Origin of the sequence: uncultured Winogradskyella sp. (assembly GCF_947495255.1) — a bacterium.
GTDB lineage: Bacteria > Bacteroidota > Bacteroidia > Flavobacteriales > Flavobacteriaceae > Winogradskyella.
In genome coordinates, this window is record NZ_CANLYI010000001.1 from 266,652 (window position 1) to 282,276 (window position 15,625).

The 15,625-nt window shown below is 31.3% G+C and carries 16 protein-coding genes; 7 read left to right on the top strand and 9 right to left on the bottom strand.

Features of this window, described 5'->3' with window-relative positions; all coding sequences use genetic code 11:
• Positions 1-133 precede the first annotated feature (133 nt).
• From Q0807_RS01180 to Q0807_RS01205, 6 genes are all read left to right on the top strand, one after another.
• A complete protein-coding gene (locus Q0807_RS01180; protein ID WP_299105406.1) occupies positions 134-1,315 on the top strand; it encodes a hypothetical protein in 1,182 nt (393 codons plus the stop codon).
• A 51-nt stretch (positions 1,316-1,366) separates the two neighbouring features.
• Positions 1,367-1,885 carry a hypothetical protein gene (locus Q0807_RS01185; protein ID WP_299105408.1) on the top strand — a complete coding sequence of 173 codons (519 nt, stop codon included), beginning with the start codon at positions 1,367-1,369 and terminating at the stop codon, positions 1,883-1,885.
• A gap of 17 nt (positions 1,886-1,902) precedes the next feature.
• Positions 1,903-2,325, top strand: a complete 423-nt coding sequence (locus Q0807_RS01190; RefSeq protein ID WP_299105410.1) for a hypothetical protein — start codon at positions 1,903-1,905, stop codon at positions 2,323-2,325.
• 33 nt (positions 2,326-2,358) lie between these two features.
• On the top strand, positions 2,359-2,790 hold the full coding sequence (locus tag Q0807_RS01195) for a hypothetical protein (RefSeq protein ID WP_299105412.1): 432 nt from the start codon (positions 2,359-2,361) through the stop codon (positions 2,788-2,790).
• A 246-nt stretch (positions 2,791-3,036) separates the two neighbouring features.
• Positions 3,037-3,471, top strand: coding sequence for a carboxypeptidase-like regulatory domain-containing protein (locus Q0807_RS01200; protein WP_299105416.1), 435 nt, complete (start codon positions 3,037-3,039; stop codon positions 3,469-3,471).
• 225 nt (positions 3,472-3,696) lie between these two features.
• Entirely contained in the window at positions 3,697-4,689 is a 993-nt protein-coding gene (locus tag Q0807_RS01205) for a transglutaminase domain-containing protein (RefSeq protein ID WP_299105419.1), read from the top strand.
• A gap of 4 nt (positions 4,690-4,693) precedes the next feature.
• Here Q0807_RS01205 and Q0807_RS01210 read toward each other — a convergent pair whose 3' ends face one another.
• From Q0807_RS01210 to Q0807_RS01235, 6 genes are all read right to left on the bottom strand, one after another.
• Complete coding sequence (locus Q0807_RS01210) at positions 4,694-5,560, bottom strand: pseudouridine synthase (protein ID WP_299105421.1); 867 nt, start codon at positions 5,558-5,560, stop codon at positions 4,694-4,696.
• 41 nt (positions 5,561-5,601) lie between these two features.
• Entirely contained in the window at positions 5,602-6,549 is a 948-nt protein-coding gene (locus tag Q0807_RS01215) for a carbon-nitrogen hydrolase family protein (RefSeq protein WP_299105423.1), read from the bottom strand.
• On the bottom strand, positions 6,550-7,452 hold the full coding sequence (locus tag Q0807_RS01220) for a geranylgeranylglycerol-phosphate geranylgeranyltransferase (RefSeq protein ID WP_282030493.1): 903 nt from the start codon (positions 7,450-7,452) through the stop codon (positions 6,550-6,552).
• Between the two features lie 60 nt (positions 7,453-7,512).
• On the bottom strand, positions 7,513-8,442 hold the full coding sequence (locus Q0807_RS01225) for a mevalonate kinase (protein WP_173299453.1): 930 nt from the start codon (positions 8,440-8,442) through the stop codon (positions 7,513-7,515).
• Positions 8,443-8,476: 34 nt separating this feature from the next.
• Complete coding sequence (locus Q0807_RS01230; protein ID WP_299105432.1) at positions 8,477-9,586, bottom strand: diphosphomevalonate/mevalonate 3,5-bisphosphate decarboxylase family protein; 1,110 nt, start codon at positions 9,584-9,586, stop codon at positions 8,477-8,479.
• 98 nt (positions 9,587-9,684) lie between these two features.
• Positions 9,685-10,218, bottom strand: coding sequence for a DUF1697 domain-containing protein (locus tag Q0807_RS01235; RefSeq protein WP_299105434.1), 534 nt, complete (start codon positions 10,216-10,218; stop codon positions 9,685-9,687).
• A gap of 215 nt (positions 10,219-10,433) precedes the next feature.
• Here Q0807_RS01235 and Q0807_RS01240 point away from each other — a divergent pair, with 215 nt between their 5' ends.
• On the top strand, positions 10,434-12,710 hold the full coding sequence (locus Q0807_RS01240; RefSeq protein ID WP_299105437.1) for a response regulator: 2,277 nt from the start codon (positions 10,434-10,436) through the stop codon (positions 12,708-12,710).
• Here Q0807_RS01240 and Q0807_RS01245 read toward each other — a convergent pair.
• The 3 genes from Q0807_RS01245 to Q0807_RS01255 form a co-directional block, all read right to left on the bottom strand.
• Positions 12,677-13,894 (bottom strand): NAD(P)/FAD-dependent oxidoreductase, encoded by a 1,218-nt coding sequence (locus Q0807_RS01245; RefSeq protein ID WP_299105439.1) that lies wholly within the window; start codon positions 13,892-13,894, stop codon positions 12,677-12,679. The two genes, Q0807_RS01240 and Q0807_RS01245, sit on opposite strands and share 34 nt — an antisense overlap.
• A 126-nt stretch (positions 13,895-14,020) precedes the next feature.
• Complete coding sequence (locus tag Q0807_RS01250; RefSeq protein WP_299105442.1) at positions 14,021-15,244, bottom strand: bifunctional alpha/beta hydrolase/OsmC family protein; 1,224 nt, start codon at positions 15,242-15,244, stop codon at positions 14,021-14,023.
• A 75-nt stretch (positions 15,245-15,319) separates the two neighbouring features.
• On the bottom strand, positions 15,320-15,601 hold the full coding sequence (locus Q0807_RS01255) for a DUF427 domain-containing protein (RefSeq protein ID WP_299105444.1): 282 nt from the start codon (positions 15,599-15,601) through the stop codon (positions 15,320-15,322).
• Between the last annotated feature and the right edge of the window lie 24 nt (positions 15,602-15,625).

Sequence of the window (15,625 nt, forward strand, 5' to 3'; positions counted from 1 at the left end):
AATACATGACGTTTATTGTTTAGAGCGAGCAGGAGTATGTTCTTAAAACGAAAAGGGCTATTAATCAATAATGAGTATATGCTCCTGCTTTTTAATCTAAAACAGCATTAATAATAACATAAGCTTTGTAATCATGAGAAAATTACACCTATTAATTATCATATTTATCTTATTTGTTGGCTTAACCAACGCTCAAAAAGAAAAAATAAGTGGCAACTGGTTATTAACAAAAGTTATTCAAGCTGATAAACCTTATGAGCCATTATTTATTCAAAACTTTAAAGAGAATGGCAAAATGGAAGCTATGGGACACGAGTTAGGCACGTGGGAATTTAACCCAAATAAAAAACTCCTCGTTATGCACTCTGAAGAATCTAAAGAGTTTAATGGCGAATTTAAAATTGTTCTTATCAACCAAAAACAATTTCAACTAAAGCAAGGCGCTGTTCAACTATTTTACACTAAAATAAATTTAGAAGACGTAGCAGAAAATAATGCTTTAATGAATTTTGAAGGCGAATGGAAACTAGAAAATGATAAAAACGAAACGCAATTACTAAAAATAGAACTTCCAGATACCTTTCTGATAACAAGATTAACTTCTGGCGGAGGATCTTCAGCCTATAATGGAACTTGGATATTTAATCCTGAAGAAAACTCAGTTTTATTTATCGGCAGAACTAACTTATTAAAAGGCTTCTTTGCTGTAAAAGAAATTTCTGAAACAGAGTTTACACTAGAGAGAAAAGGAGTCGAAATTATTGGCAAAAAAGAAACTTTAAAATCACCTATAGAAAGACTTCTATTTAAATATGAAGATTTCCCTGAAGAGACCACTGAAATTTCACCTTGGCAAGATTTTGACGCTTTACTTAACGGATTAAAAAGCACCAACTATTTAAAGTATAAGCAAAGTAAACTTATACCAAATACATCATCATTTAGTCATAATATATTAATATCTAAAATTAATATTAACGAAAACGAAAAAAGGATTAGTTTATCTAATTTAAGTATAATCAATAAAGACACTATTCAATATTCAGAGAGCGTAAAAGGAAATTTATATAATGAATACAACGACTTTTTTCCACAAGAAGAATTAAATCCTTATCGACTTGTAACCACTGAAACCATTACCGTTAATGCAGGTACATTTAAATGCAAAGTAATTGAAGGCTTCTATGATAACTCTAAGATTAAATATTGGATGATTTTAGACAAACCAGGTGTTTATGCTAAAATAATAAGAGAAGATATTGGTCTTTTTGATAAAGTAGATTACTCAATAATTGAATTAGAAGACATTAAATAACAAAACCAATAAAAAGGCAAACGGAATATTAACCATTAAATAAATACTATTATGAAAACTACTGTAAAAATTTTATCTGCATTACTTATTTGTTTCATGTTTACAGCTTGCGATGATGACCTCTTAGATGTAGATTTTGATACCACTGTAAAAGCAACCATTGTTGCAAACGTAGAACAAAACCAAGAAACCATAAACGAAAGTGTAGTCTTAAGTTTAGACAACAACGACACTCACGATTATTTAAACAAAATAAAAGACGTTACAATTAAAAAACTAACATACAGAATTATTAGTTTTTCTGGTGATTCTCAAGGCTCTGTTGATGTCAATTTTTATGCAGACAATATCACCTTAAAAACAGAAGCATTTGTTGTAAACGATGCTTATAGCTCAGCAACCATATTTGAGGTAACTGACGTTAGTAAACTAAACACTATGGCAGATTTGCTTAAAACTAATAAAAGTACAACTGTAGGCATCTCTGGTAATACTGTGGCAACTGAAGCTGCAATGAACTTTAATATTGAAGTGACAGCAGAATTAGAAGTGACAGCGAATCCTTTATAATCTTTAAAACTTAAAATATGAAAACATTTAGCCTCTTTGTATTTGCTTTAATGTTACTAAGTTGTAACGAAAGCCAAAGTAATACACTTGCTGATTCTTCTATAAATACCCAACAGCAAGATACCTTACTTAAACGCTATAAAGTAAAATCTGGAATTATAAAATATGAAATGAACATTACTGGTGATGTCTTAGGAAGTAAAATAACGGGTTCTGGTACAGAAAGCTTGTATTTTACTAACTATGGCGCTTTAGAACTTGTTGAAGAAAACTCCACACAAACTACAGTAACTAATGTATTTGGGAATAAACCCGCCAATACAACAGACACACACACCATTAATAAGCTAGACAATGGAGAAACTTATAATGTAGATTTTAAACAGAAAAAAATCTATAAACAAAAAGACCTTGCCATGGAGCTAACCAAAAGATTTTAACCAAATACAGATGCTGGAGATGTAGGTAAAGAAATGCTTAAAGGTATAGGAGGAGAAAAAATAGGTAATGAAACTTACAAAGGTTATAACTGTGAAATTTGGGAAGCCATGGGAGTAAAACAATGGATATACAAAGGCGTAACTTTAAAATCTACTGGGACTATGATGGGAATTACAACAACCAAACTAGCAACAAGTATTAAGTTGAATACAGATGTAGATAAAAGTAATTTTGAATTACCAGATTATACAATTGTAGAACAAGATGGCTTATTTGAAGATGAAGAAATTGATACAGATTATGAAGACATGGATGAAAATCTAAATAAATTAAAAAACATGTCTTTTGAAGAATGGAAGAAGTATGCACAAGCAAATGATGAAGAAATGGCAACTATGAGTGAAAGTGAACTGCGCGAAACTTATGACATGATTCAAAAAATGATTAAAATGAGACAATTATAATTCCGAATTAAAAAACAGTCTTTCATAAACTGTGTTGGTTATATAAACTTTGCTAGTTTTAAGCCTCAGATTTTAAAGTGTTAATCTGAGGCTTTTTTTTGTTTTATTGATTTATCTCACTATTACCAATGCAAGCTTCCCTAACCAAAACCAATACTTTACTAACCCAAACATTGTCATTACTCAAAACAATTATTAACTTGTAAGCATAACATCTAGCTTTGATAAAAACAAAATACAGATATTATGAAAACAGCATTTACATTACATCAAACACAAAATCTAAAGACCTTAACCTTTATTGGTCTTATGTTAATGACGCTTGCAGCCTTAAACCCTATTTACGGACAAACTGCAACCACAACTACAGTAAAAACTACGACTAACGAACGTACAATTAAAGGCGTTGTAAGCGATGAAACCGAAACGCTATTAGGTGTAAACATTGTATTAGAAGGCACCACTACAGGAACAACAACTAATGAGAAAGGCGAATTTACTTTTCCTAAAAAGCTTAAAACAGGCGATGTTTTATTGTTTAGCTATTTGGGTTATGAGACTCAAAAGGTAGAAATAAAAGACAATACTACTTTTATTGAATTAAAGTTAACAATCGATTCTGTGACCATGATTGGTGCATTAGATTCTGGTAAACCTTATAAGTCTAAACGTAAGAATTAAGCAGAGCTCAACTAGAATTATTTAGCACATAAGGTTCTCGATACATACTTACAAAAAACTGTGAATACTCGAACTGACTCAAGTTCTAATACATAAACGACATCGTCACTTCGAGTGAAATTCCGCTTTTCAGGAATTTTGTATCGAGAAGCTTTTAAAGTTGAAATAATTATTGATTCCTTTTTTTAACTAAATATTCAAATACTGAAAACCTTACTAAACATATTGCTATTCATCATCGCATTTCAATCTTATGCGCAAATCTCTGATTTTAACCATATTGATTTTAAAAAAGCAGATAGCATTGCATTAGCTAACTCAGAGGAGGATCTTTATAATTTACCTTTGTTAGCTTATAAATTAACTTCAGATTTAGATACAGAAGCAGAACAATTTAGAGCTATTTACTTTTGGGTAACTCACAATATTTCTAACAATTACAGTTTATTTCTTAGGAATAAACACCAACGTAATCGTTTTAAAAATGATAGTATAAAACTTGAAGATTGGAATTACAATTTCAAGAAAAAGCTTTTCAAAAAATTATTAAAAAAGAATACAACCATCTGCACAGGCTATGCTTATTTGGTAAAAGAACTAGCACAACTCGCTAACTTAAATTGTGAAATTGTACAAGGTTACGGCAGAGTTAGCACTACAGATATTGACAATCTAAATCTACCAAACCACTCATGGAATTCTATAAAACTAGATAATAAATGGTATTTGTGCGACCCAACTTGGGCAAGCGGAATTCCTGACCCAAATACCAATACTTTTAAGTTTCAATATAACGATGGTTTCTTTTTAGCAGAACCAAAACTCTTTGCAATCAATCATTTTCCTATTGAAAAAAAATGGTGGCTTTTTGAAGATAGCACACCAACGTTTGCAGATTTCTTAGGAGCTCCAATTGTATATGGAAAAGCTTATGAAACTTTAAACGTTCATAATTTCCCAAAGCAATTACATCAAGACATTAATATTTCAGAGAAAGTTACTTTTATATTTAAAACAAAAAAACCTCTAAAAACTGAAGATATTATATTCTTAATAGACAATGGTTCTCACAGTAAAAAGGTAAAACCTTCCTCAGTTATTATTGAAAAATGCAGTTTAAAAATTGAACATCTATTTAAAACCAAAGGCTTTTATGATGTTCATCTTTATATTAAAAATGAATTAGTTTCAACTTATACTTTCAAAGTTAAAAACTAAAAACTTATATCATTTTTAAAGTATTTAACTCTTGTTCCGTTAGGTGTTTCCAGTGACCACGTGGAATATCTTTTTTGGTTAAATGGCCAATAGCCACACAATCAATTCTTACGATATCGTAGTTTAAGTGATCAAAAATAGTACGAAGAATAGTGTTTCCTGTATTTTTAATCTTAATTCCAATTTGGTTTTTAGACTCATCTTGTATGTAGCTAATCTCTTCAACAGCGACCAATTTACCATCTATCTTAAAACCTTCTTGAATCTTTTTTAAATCTTCGTATTTTAAGTTCTTATCTAATTCAATCTGAAATAAACGTGCAACACCATTTTTAGAATTTGTAAATTTCTGTACAACAGTATCGTCATTTGTAAACAACAATAAACCTACAGAGTTTCTTCCTAAACGACCAATTGGCTTTATGTTAGCATTTGTTGCATTAGCAACTAAATCCATAACAGTTCTACCTTTTCCTTCTGCTGTTGTTGTAGCAAAACCTTTTGGTTTATTTAATAAAACGTAAACTTTTGCTTCTGGGATAAGGCGTTGTCCGTCAAATTTAACTTCATCAGTACGCTTTACTTTGTAACCCATTTCTGTTACAATTTTACCATTTACAGTAACCAAACCAATAGCAATATTCTCATCAGCTTCGCGACGAGAGCAAATACCAGAGTTTGCAATATATTTGTTTAAACGAATTTCATCTGAATTCCCAGTTTTTTTAGGTCCTTTGTTTTCTACTGATTTCGTTGGTGTAGATTTCTTCTTAAAAGGAGCATTTCCTCTAGCAAAACTTTTGCTTTTAGTATTAGCATTTCCTCTTCCTGATGTTTTCCCTTTTCCTTTGCTGTCTTGATTTCTGCTCATGTTGTAATTTTTCGCAAAGGTAAAACAAAAGTTGACATTAACTATTTAATTTCTACAGTAGTTTGACGTTCTCGGTTTACAGTCAGCTTAGTAACATCTGGTCTAGAATAATGACCAACCACATCAAAATTCTGACGCTCTTCTAAAACACGATTAAAATCTATGGTTTGAATAATAAGTCCTTCTTTATGCAAAACAGGTTCTATAATCCATTCACCATCTGGTCCTGCAATACAACTTCCGCCATTGGCTAAAGTATCTGGTGCATTTTTTAAAATAGCGTCTAAATGAGGCGTGTCTTCTGGGAAATCTGCTTTAGACATTAAACTCGATACAGAAACTACATAAGAACGCGATTCTCTAGCGATAAAACGTGTAATATCCTTAGTGTTATGATCGCTTCCTGGCCAAACAGCAATATGTAAATTCTCTCCTTGTCCGTATAAAGCTGTGCGAGGTAAAGGCATCCAATTTTCCCAGCAATTAAGACCACCAGCAGTGAATTCCTTAAGTTGATGCACTTGCAATCCGTTGCCATCTCCAGGAGCCCAAGTTAAGCGCTCATCATAAGTTGGTTGCAATTTTCTATGCACGGATTTTACATTTCCGTCTTCATTTATATAAACTAAAGAGGCATAAATACTATGACCTCCTCTATCTGTTGGTCGTTCCATAATCCCCAAATAAATGGCAATTTTATTGGTTTTAGCTAAGCTACAAACTGCATCTAATTCACCTTTTTCTATACAAATAGAATTCCTAACGTAATGTGCGTGCAATTCTTTGTTTACTTTTTTATCCCATTCCGCGCCACCTGTTAACGCCAACCAAAAAGGATAACCAGGTAATAAGGCCTCACCAAAAACTATAAGCTCGCAATTTTCTTTTGCCGCTTCTATAATGGAATTTTCAATTTTTTGCAACGTAGCCTTTTTATCTAACCAAACTGGTGCAATTTGAGCCATTGCAATTTTTAAAGTAGAATTCATTTAAATACGGTTTAAAACAACTGAAACATCTATAAGCAATATAGAAAATACACCTGCTACAATTATAAATTTTAAAATATTGTGAAGCGTTAAGTAATGGGTTTTATTACTCGATTTTAGTAAAATAATAAGATAAACCAGCAACAAGACTATACTGAGATAAAAGTAATAATACATGTGGCCAATTTTAAAAAACGAAATTAATAAAACAGCCGAAATCATAGTTAAAACTGCCACAACAGTAAGCATACGTTTAGATGTTTTTTCACCATAAACCACAGGAACAGTCCTATAATTTAGAGCCAAATCCCCTTTTATATTTTCTAAATCCTTGGTGAGTTCTCGCATAGAGATTAATAAAAACAAAAATATACCATGTGCAAAAACCACTTTTTCGAAATTTTGGTAATAAATAAAGATGACAAAAAATGGGGTTACTGTTAATATCGCAGAAACCATATTTCCAATAATTGGTAGTTTTTTTAATCGATGCGAATAAAACCAAATCGCAAAAATATAAACGGCAAAAAAGATAACCGCTTTAAATGAGACATAACTTGCAAAAACAACTGCTACAAAATTAAGTACAAAATAAAAGGATAGTTTTGTGTTTTGACTCACCAAACGATCTAACATCGTTTTTCTTGGCTTATTGATTAAGTCTTTTTCTGAATCGTAAAAATTATTAATAATATAACCCGATGCAATAGTCGCTGAAGATGCTAAAACAAGCATTAACAAATTAACATCTAACAAAACGGATTTTAAGGGTCTGTGATGTGCAAAAATATAAACCGAAGCTAAATATTGAGCAATTACAATGACGAGAATATTGTAACCTCTTACAACAGAAAATAGGCTGAAAAATTTAAGAAGAATGTGTTTCTGCCGTCTAGATAACATGAGTTAATTAGGTAAATCTTGAAAGAACACTTAAAAAACGTTCAGTATAACTAAATTGATTTAGAAATTATATACAACCTCTAACTTCTGCCCTTTTAAAGCTTCCTTTGCTTTATCTATATTTTCAGTAAAGCCTAAGATATAGCCTCCACCTCCAGAACCACAAAGTTTTAAATAATAATCATTAGTTTCAAGTCCATTTTTCCATAGCTCATGAAACTGAGAAGGAATCATTGGTTTAAAGTTATTTAGCACCACCTTAGATAATTGCTTTGTATTTTTAAATAAGGACTTTATATCGCCTTTTAAAAAATCATCTACACAAGCATCTGTATGTTTTATAAATTGGTCTTTTAGCATGCTACGGAAACCTTCATTCTTCATGTTTTCCATAAAAATACTCACCATTGGTGCAGTTTCACCAACAATACCACTATCTAATAAAAACACAGCACCTTTTCCATCTGTTTGTTGAGACGGAATACCTGTAGCTTCAATATTATCTTTAGAGTTAATTAAAATAGGAAGGCTCAAATAACTATTTAATGGATCTAAACCAGACGATTTTCCATGGAAAAAAGATTCCATTTCAGAGAATATCGTTTTTAACTTCAATAACTTTTCACGTGTAAGATTTTCTAAAACGGTAATCTTATCAGAAGCATATTTATCGTAAATAGCAGCAACTAAAGCTCCACTACTTCCTACGCCATAACCTTGAGGAATTGAAGAATCAAAGTACATGCCTTTATCAACATCATTTTGCAATGTATCAATATCAAAAGCTACTAATTCTTTATCAAGATTTCTCAAATAAGCCACATAACGCACTAAACTTTCGTTAGATTTTATAGCGTCTTGACTAGGATTTTTATCTACTTTTAAAGCACCATTATAAAAATTATAAGGAATAGATAAGCCTTTAGAATCTTTTATAATTCCATATTCGCCAAATAATAAAATCTTAGAGTAAAATAATGGTCCCTTCATATATAGTGTGCAATTACTTTAACAAATATACGTATTAAAATTGTATTTGGTTTGCGCCTTGTCCGATTTGGTCGCAAATGTAATGACCATTTTGGCAAAAGCTAACCAATTCATCCTTAATAAATTCAAGGACATTTTCTTTTTCACTTTCAGGATAAAGGACATGAACATTTGCACCTGCATCTAACGTAAAACAAACCTTAGAATCTGTTTTTTCTCTAAATGCCCAAATTTTATTAATAATCTCTAGCGTATTTGGTTTCATTAATATGAAATACGGCATACTCGTCATCATCATGGCATGTAGCGTTAATGCTTCACTTTCAACAATTTTTATAAATTCATTTAAGTCGCCAGAAGCTAAAATAGCTTTCAATTTTGCTAAATTAACATGGGCTTGGTCAAAACGTTCTTTTGCAAATGGATGACCATACATTAATTGATGACCAACGGTACTGCTCACTTGTTTTTCACCTTTATCGACTAATAAAATGGTGTCTTGATACTTATTAAAGTTTGAATGCACATCACCTTCAAATTTTACACCATATAAATCAGAACTTTCCGCTATACTCTCATTTTTTCCCCAAACTACAAGTTCGCCTTCTATACTTCTGCAAGCGCTACCAGAACCTAACCTTGCTAAGAATGATGCTTTTTGGTTGAAGTGAGATTTCTCGTCACTCATACTTCGCTCTGTCGAAATGACATCAGCTTTAAGTTCTTGTTCAATACTCATTAAACAAAGTGCTATCGCACTCATGCCAGAGGCCGAAGATGCAATCCCTGAACTATGTGGAAATGTATTTGATGTTTCTATTTTAAAATGATAATCCTTTAAAAAAGGCATATAAATTTCAATACGCTCAAAAAAGGTTTGAATTTTTGGTTTGAAAGCTTCACTTTTTTCACCTTCAAAATAAATATCGAAACTAAAACCTTTCTCCTGCTTCTTAGTATATGTGATTTCAGTAATGGTTTTACAGTCTGAAAGTGTAAAACTTATAGATGGATTTTCTGGAATCTGATGTTTCTTTTTTCCCCAATATTTTACCAAAGCAATATTACTTGGTGAAGCCCATTTTACGGAACCGCTTTCTATTGTTGAATTGTAGGTTTTAAGAATAAAGTCTTGTTCTGTCATTGTAAACTAAATATCTGACCAAGATTGCCTTGAGGCAGCCTTTTCAATTACTTCTAATTATTATTTGCAAAAATAAGTAATTTCTATAGGTTCTTACTTTATTCTTCTGACAATGCGAGTAGTTTCACCATAGTTTTATAGTTTCTGGCAGTAGCATGGATATTCAACTTTTTTTCAAAATAACTAAGATTGAATTTTGCACGACCATAACCTTTAGCACAAAACAGATAAATACAGTCGTTAAGAATTACAAAGTCATCATCTGGATATGTTTTTTGAGAGGCCTCATTAACCAACATCTCATCAGGAACGTCACTTAACATTACAAAATAACTTTCTGATTTTTTCTCATCTGAAAAAGGGCAATTATTGAAAATAGTCAATAATTCCGTTCTAGTTCTCACCAAAACAGGAACTTTAAATCCGAAGTGGTCTAAGATTGAGCTTTGAATAGTTTTTTCCAATTCTTTTGAATCCTCATTAGTAGATTGAAAAATAACATTACCACTCTGAATGTATGTACTTACATTTTGCAAACCAGATTCAGTTAACAATTCTCTAAGCTCAGCCATTGGCACTTTTTTGTGTCCACCAACATTAATTCCTCTTAAAAGTGCGATATAAGTTTGCATAAATGAAAATTATCTTGAATTAAAACAAATGTAATACCATAACTACATCTTTTACAACATTCTATAGAATAATAAAGGGCTACAATTAGATGGAATTCCATATTTACACACCTAAATCGACACAAAAAAGTCCACAAAATGCATTTAAAAACGTTTAATGACGTATTATTTTATAAAAAAGTGTAGTTTTACCGCAACCCTAACCGATTACTAACATGTGTTTTCCCAAATTAAACACTGTTTTATTATTGTTTATAAGCTTAATTACTAGCAGTTTCTGTGCGCAAGCACAAGAATCTCTTATAACCATTGATAGCAGTTCTTACTCTTTTAATAGTCACAGACTAGATTTGCTCGTTAGAAACGACAGTCTTTATCAAGCAACACTTCTCATTAACGATGCTATACATTTTTCTAAAAAACACAATTTAAAGAAAGCTGAAGCCAAATCATATAATGCTTTAGGTCGTGTATTGACAAAAATGTCTAATTTCAAAAAAGCTGAAAATTACCACGAAAAGGCATTAAAAATTTATGACTCTCTTCAAGAAAAAAAGGGAATAGACCTCTCTTATTCTGGATTACTAAATGCTTATGTTTTAGAAAAAAGCTACTCTAAATTTGATAGTCTTTTTCCAATAGCTCAAGAAACATCTAAGAAACTTAATAGTGAAACATACTTTATAAACCTTGAGTATAAAATAAAAAAAGACTATTTCAGTTTTGAGAATGCCAGTATGCTAACCTCTAGCGATTTCGGATTAAAAGCTATAAATGCTGTAGATTTTGATACTTTAAATTATTCTAAAAGTTACAGAGTCAAAGATTTAAAAAAGAACTTAACGCTGTCCTTTAAATACTACAATGCCATAGCCCGCATTAAATTATCTAACTTTAAACCAGACGATTACGAGCAGTTATTTTTAATAAACGAGGAAGAGCTTGAAGACTTAATTACTACAGATATTAACTCCTACAGAAAGATAGCATCTTTAAATTATTACAAATACCTTTATTTTACCAATAGTAAGAAAAATTTAGATTCTGCCAACAAGTACTTACTAAAATCTGATACCTATAAGTATCGAGCACTAAATAATTCAGAGATTCAGAATACTAGAAACGGAGAATTAGTCTATAAAATTATAAATGCTGAACAAAAGCTAGCATTAGCAAACGAAATCCGTAAAGAAGAAGCATTTCACTCAAAAATATTATTAGTAAGCACTATTATAATGAGTATTGTTTTAGCAATAATATTAACTGTTTTCTACTTTTACTTTAAGGCCAGAAAGAATATAGTTAAGATTAATAAAGCATTAAAAAACTCCAACTCTAAACTTATTGAAATTGACAAAGACCGATTAGAATTTTTCTCTATTCTAAGCCATGAGTTACGCACACCAATTTACGGTATTAGTGGTTTAGCAACACTTATCGACCAAGAAAATGATAGTCTAAAAAAGCAATCGTATTTAGATTCATTAAAATCATCGAGTAACTACCTTTCCATTTTAATTGATAACATTTTACAAGCCAACAGGCTTAAATTTGATAATAAAACCCTTCGATTGAAACCAGATAAAATCGAAAAAATTGTTAGCCACGTTGTGAGCACAATTGCAATAGCTGCTAAAAATAAAGATTTAGAACTGATAGTTAATATTGACAAATCAGACGAGAGTGAGTATATTTTGGTTGACAAAGTTGCCTTTAGTCAAATATTAATCAATTTGGCTTACAATGCTATTCGCTACACTAAAAAGGGCTCCATAACCATCAATGTTCTTGAAAAAAGCAGAAACGATGAGGAAATCACTTTAGGTTTCGAAATTAAAGACACAGGTATTGGCATTAAAGAAGAGCACAGGTCAGTTGTTTTTAGTGCTTTTGAAAACAAAACGTTTTTAAATAAAAACAGTAGTGGTTCTGGCCTAGGATTATATATTGTAAAGACCTTATTAAAAAGCCATAATTCTGATATCGATTTTGTGTCAACACCAAACAAAGGGACTTGTTTTTTCTTTGAAATAACCTTTCAGCTTTCTGTGTCAGAAGAAAACAAAAGTACACCTACACTTTTAGCACATAGAGATATGCATGTTCTAATTGTTGATGACAATAAAATCAACCTATTAATCACAAAAAAGAATATTGAAAAAATTGCTGGTTATAGCTGTCAAACTATATCTAATGGTAGAGAAGCTATATCTCTTGTAAAAGATAAAGATTTTGATTTAATATTGATGGATATTAATATGCCAGACATGGATGGTTATGAAGTTACAAAGCATATAAGAATGTTCAATCCTTATATTCCTATTTTAGCACTTACTGCATTAAATTCTTCTGAGATTTCTGCAAAAGCTGAAGCTTCAGGAATAAACCAGATTATTACAAAACCTTATATTTTTGAGGATTTTAAAGCCATAATTCTATCTTATCGCGCTATGTATAATCAATGCAACATTATAGATGCTGAAGCAATATAAGCGCCTGTCCATGCATTTTGAAAATTAAAACCACCTGTTACGGCATCTACATTAATAACTTCGCCAGCGAAATAAAGATTAGAAATTAGTTTACTTTCAAAAGTTTTAAAACTCACCTCTTTTAAATCCACACCTCCTGCGGTAACAAACTCGTCTTTAAAAGTACTTTTTCCAGTGACTTGAAAAATTGCTTTTGTTAATTGCTCTGCTAAATTTTCTAGTTGCTGTTTATTGATATCTGCCCAACGTTCATTTTCGCCAATATTAGCTGCCAAAATTAACTGTTTCCAAAGGCGTTTTGGCAAATCGAATTGCGTGGAGTTAATAAGTGTCTTTTTAGCAAATTCTTGTTTGTAATTTTTGAGTTCGTTTAAACAACTCTCAGTATCCAAGCTTATAAAATTAACTTCGATTTGAAAGTTATAATTACGCTTTGCCAACTCCACAGCACCAAATGCAGACAATTTTAAAATAGCTGGTGCACTCATACCAACATGAGTAATTAAAAGTGGACCATTAGACTCTAAATCAGTCCCAACAACTTTTATTTCGGCATGTTTTGCAACAACTCCAGGAATATCTTTAATCCGTTTATCTTTGATATCAAAAGTAAAAAGCGATGGTACTGGTTGTATAATGGTATGTCCTAAATCTTCGAGTAATTTCCAGATTTTAGGATTACTCCCTGTAGTAACTAATATTTTTTTAGATTCAAAAACACCTTGTGAGGTTTCAATTTTAAACCCATTGTTTAAAGGATGAATTGCTTTAACAGCATGGTTGTATAATAGCTCTACATTATGCTTTTTTGCTTCATTTAAAAAACAATCTATAATGGTTTGTGAAGAATTTGAAACCGGAAACATTCTGCCATCTTCTTCAATCTTTAATTCTACACCACGTTCTTCAAACCAAGCAATGGTATCACCTGTCATAAAATTATGAAAAGGTCCTAAAAGTTCTTTTTCGCCTCTTGGATAATTTAACACTAATTCTGATGGAATAAACTCAGCGTGCGTAACGTTACAGCGTCCTCCTCCAGAAATTTTTACTTTTTGTAGACCTTCTTTACCACGTTCTAAAATGGCAACGGACAATTCGGGATGTTGTTCTGCAATATTAATTGCAGCAAAGAAGCCTGCAGCTCCTCCTCCAACTATAATGATATCTTTATGGGTATTCAATGTTTTGATTTAAAAAACATAAAATTACAATGATAAACTACAAAAGACTAATATTATTAATTCTGTTTCGTATCTAATTTCTAAAAGCACGTTTTTAGTGTTTTATTATTGAGATTATGCTACACTTTAATCTTCTACTACTTGCGTTTCAAAAATCACTTCACTTGCTATTGTTTTGTGCACAGGACAGCGCGAAGAAATTTCTTTTAATCGTGCTTTTTGAGTAGCATCTAACTCACCAACAAATTTTAATTTTTTACTAATATGATCTAAGTATTTTGGTTTGTCTACTTCAATTTTTAAATCGTCACTATGCTGCCTAGAATGAGAAATATAGACAAATACCTCTTTTAAATCCCATTTCTTTCTTTCTGCATACATCTTTAGAGTCATAACTGTACAAGCTGCTAATGCTGCATTAAGATACTCATAAGGTGATGGTCCAAAATCACTACCACCAACACTTGCTGGCTCATCTGCAATTAAGGTGTGATTTTTTGTTTGAATCGATGTTGTAAAATTATCTTCTATGATATTTAAATGACCAACTAACTGTTCGCCTTCAGTACTTAGCATTTTGTTTTCAACTTTTGGAAAATATCGTTTTGCCCAAGTGCCAATCATCTCACCAACATACTGACTATCTTTTTCGTTAGTCAATAAATGGTCTGCATCATCTAAAGTGACAAAACTTTTAGGGTGATGTGCATTTTTATATAATTGCTCTGCATTTTCTACACCAACAATTTTATCAAATGGCGAGTGCATAATTAATAATGGCTTTCGTAAATTCTTAACTATTTCTGGTAAGTCTGTTTTATCAAATTCTTCAACAAAATCTTTATTAATTACAAATGGTCGTCCACCAATATTAACTTCTACATTGCCTTTATCTTTTCCATCCTCTATTTGATGAGAAAACAAATGTTTTACATGACCAACAGAAGAAGGAGCTCCAACCGTTGCTACAGCTTTTACTGCTTTAATTTTTGAAGCCGCTACAAGTACAGCTGCTCCACCTAATGAATGACCAACTAATAAACTTGGTGCCTTGTATGATTCGGTTATGTATGCATGTACATCTAACAAATCTTCTACGTTAGCTGAAAAATGACTATCTGCAAATTCGCCTTCACTTCTGCCCAAACCTGTAAAATCGAATCTTACTACAGCAAAACCTTGTTGTGTTAGTGCTCTACTTACGTTTCTTACAGCACTTAAACTACTACTGCATGTAAAACAATGTGCGAAAATGGCATAATAATTTGGTTTCTGATTTGCAGGTAATTCTATATGTGCATTAAGAATTAGTCCTTTTCTATTTTTAATTTTCAGTTTTGTGCTTTTCATAGTCATTTAATATCACGCCTATCTTGTTAAAAAATACGACAGAATGTTTTAGGTATATTTTAATTTATAACCTATTTAATCTTCAATTTTTACACCTTTCCAAAAGGCTACTCTATTTTTAATTCCTTTTGCTAATTCTGATACTTCAGGGTAATACCATGCCGCGTCTTTATTTTCTTTACCATCTACTTCAATTGTATAGTAAGATGCAGTGCCTTTCCATGGACAAACGGAATGTGTTTCACTAGGTTTAAAGAATTCTTTATTAATGCTATCATGCGGAAAATAATGATTGTTCTCTATAACTATTGTATCGTTACTTTCTGCTATTGTTTTGTTATTAAAAATTGCTTTCATATTGCTAATATTATAATGTTTAAT

Coding starts and splice junctions, on each gene's coding strand:
- Q0807_RS01185 (WP_299105408.1), top strand. CDS start 1,367: ATGAAAACTACTGTAAAAATTTTATCTGCATTACTTATTTGTTTCATG.
- Q0807_RS01190 (WP_299105410.1), top strand. CDS start 1,903: ATGAAAACATTTAGCCTCTTTGTATTTGCTTTAATGTTACTAAGTTGT.
- Q0807_RS01215 (WP_299105423.1), bottom strand. CDS start 6,549: ATGAATTCTACTTTAAAAATTGCAATGGCTCAAATTGCACCAGTTTGG.
- Q0807_RS01250 (WP_299105442.1), bottom strand. CDS start 15,244: ATGAAAAGCACAAAACTGAAAATTAAAAATAGAAAAGGACTAATTCTT.
- Q0807_RS01195 (WP_299105412.1), top strand. CDS start 2,359: ATGCTTAAAGGTATAGGAGGAGAAAAAATAGGTAATGAAACTTACAAA.
- Q0807_RS01220 (WP_282030493.1), bottom strand. CDS start 7,452: ATGTTATCTAGACGGCAGAAACACATTCTTCTTAAATTTTTCAGCCTA.
- Q0807_RS01225 (WP_173299453.1), bottom strand. CDS start 8,442: ATGAAGGGACCATTATTTTACTCTAAGATTTTATTATTTGGCGAATAT.
- Q0807_RS01240 (WP_299105437.1), top strand. CDS start 10,434: ATGTGTTTTCCCAAATTAAACACTGTTTTATTATTGTTTATAAGCTTA.
- Q0807_RS01200 (WP_299105416.1), top strand. CDS start 3,037: ATGAAAACAGCATTTACATTACATCAAACACAAAATCTAAAGACCTTA.
- Q0807_RS01230 (WP_299105432.1), bottom strand. CDS start 9,586: ATGACAGAACAAGACTTTATTCTTAAAACCTACAATTCAACAATAGAA.
- Q0807_RS01235 (WP_299105434.1), bottom strand. CDS start 10,218: ATGCAAACTTATATCGCACTTTTAAGAGGAATTAATGTTGGTGGACAC.
- Q0807_RS01180 (WP_299105406.1), top strand. CDS start 134: ATGAGAAAATTACACCTATTAATTATCATATTTATCTTATTTGTTGGC.
- Q0807_RS01210 (WP_299105421.1), bottom strand. CDS start 5,560: ATGAGCAGAAATCAAGACAGCAAAGGAAAAGGGAAAACATCAGGAAGA.
- Q0807_RS01255 (WP_299105444.1), bottom strand. CDS start 15,601: ATGAAAGCAATTTTTAATAACAAAACAATAGCAGAAAGTAACGATACA.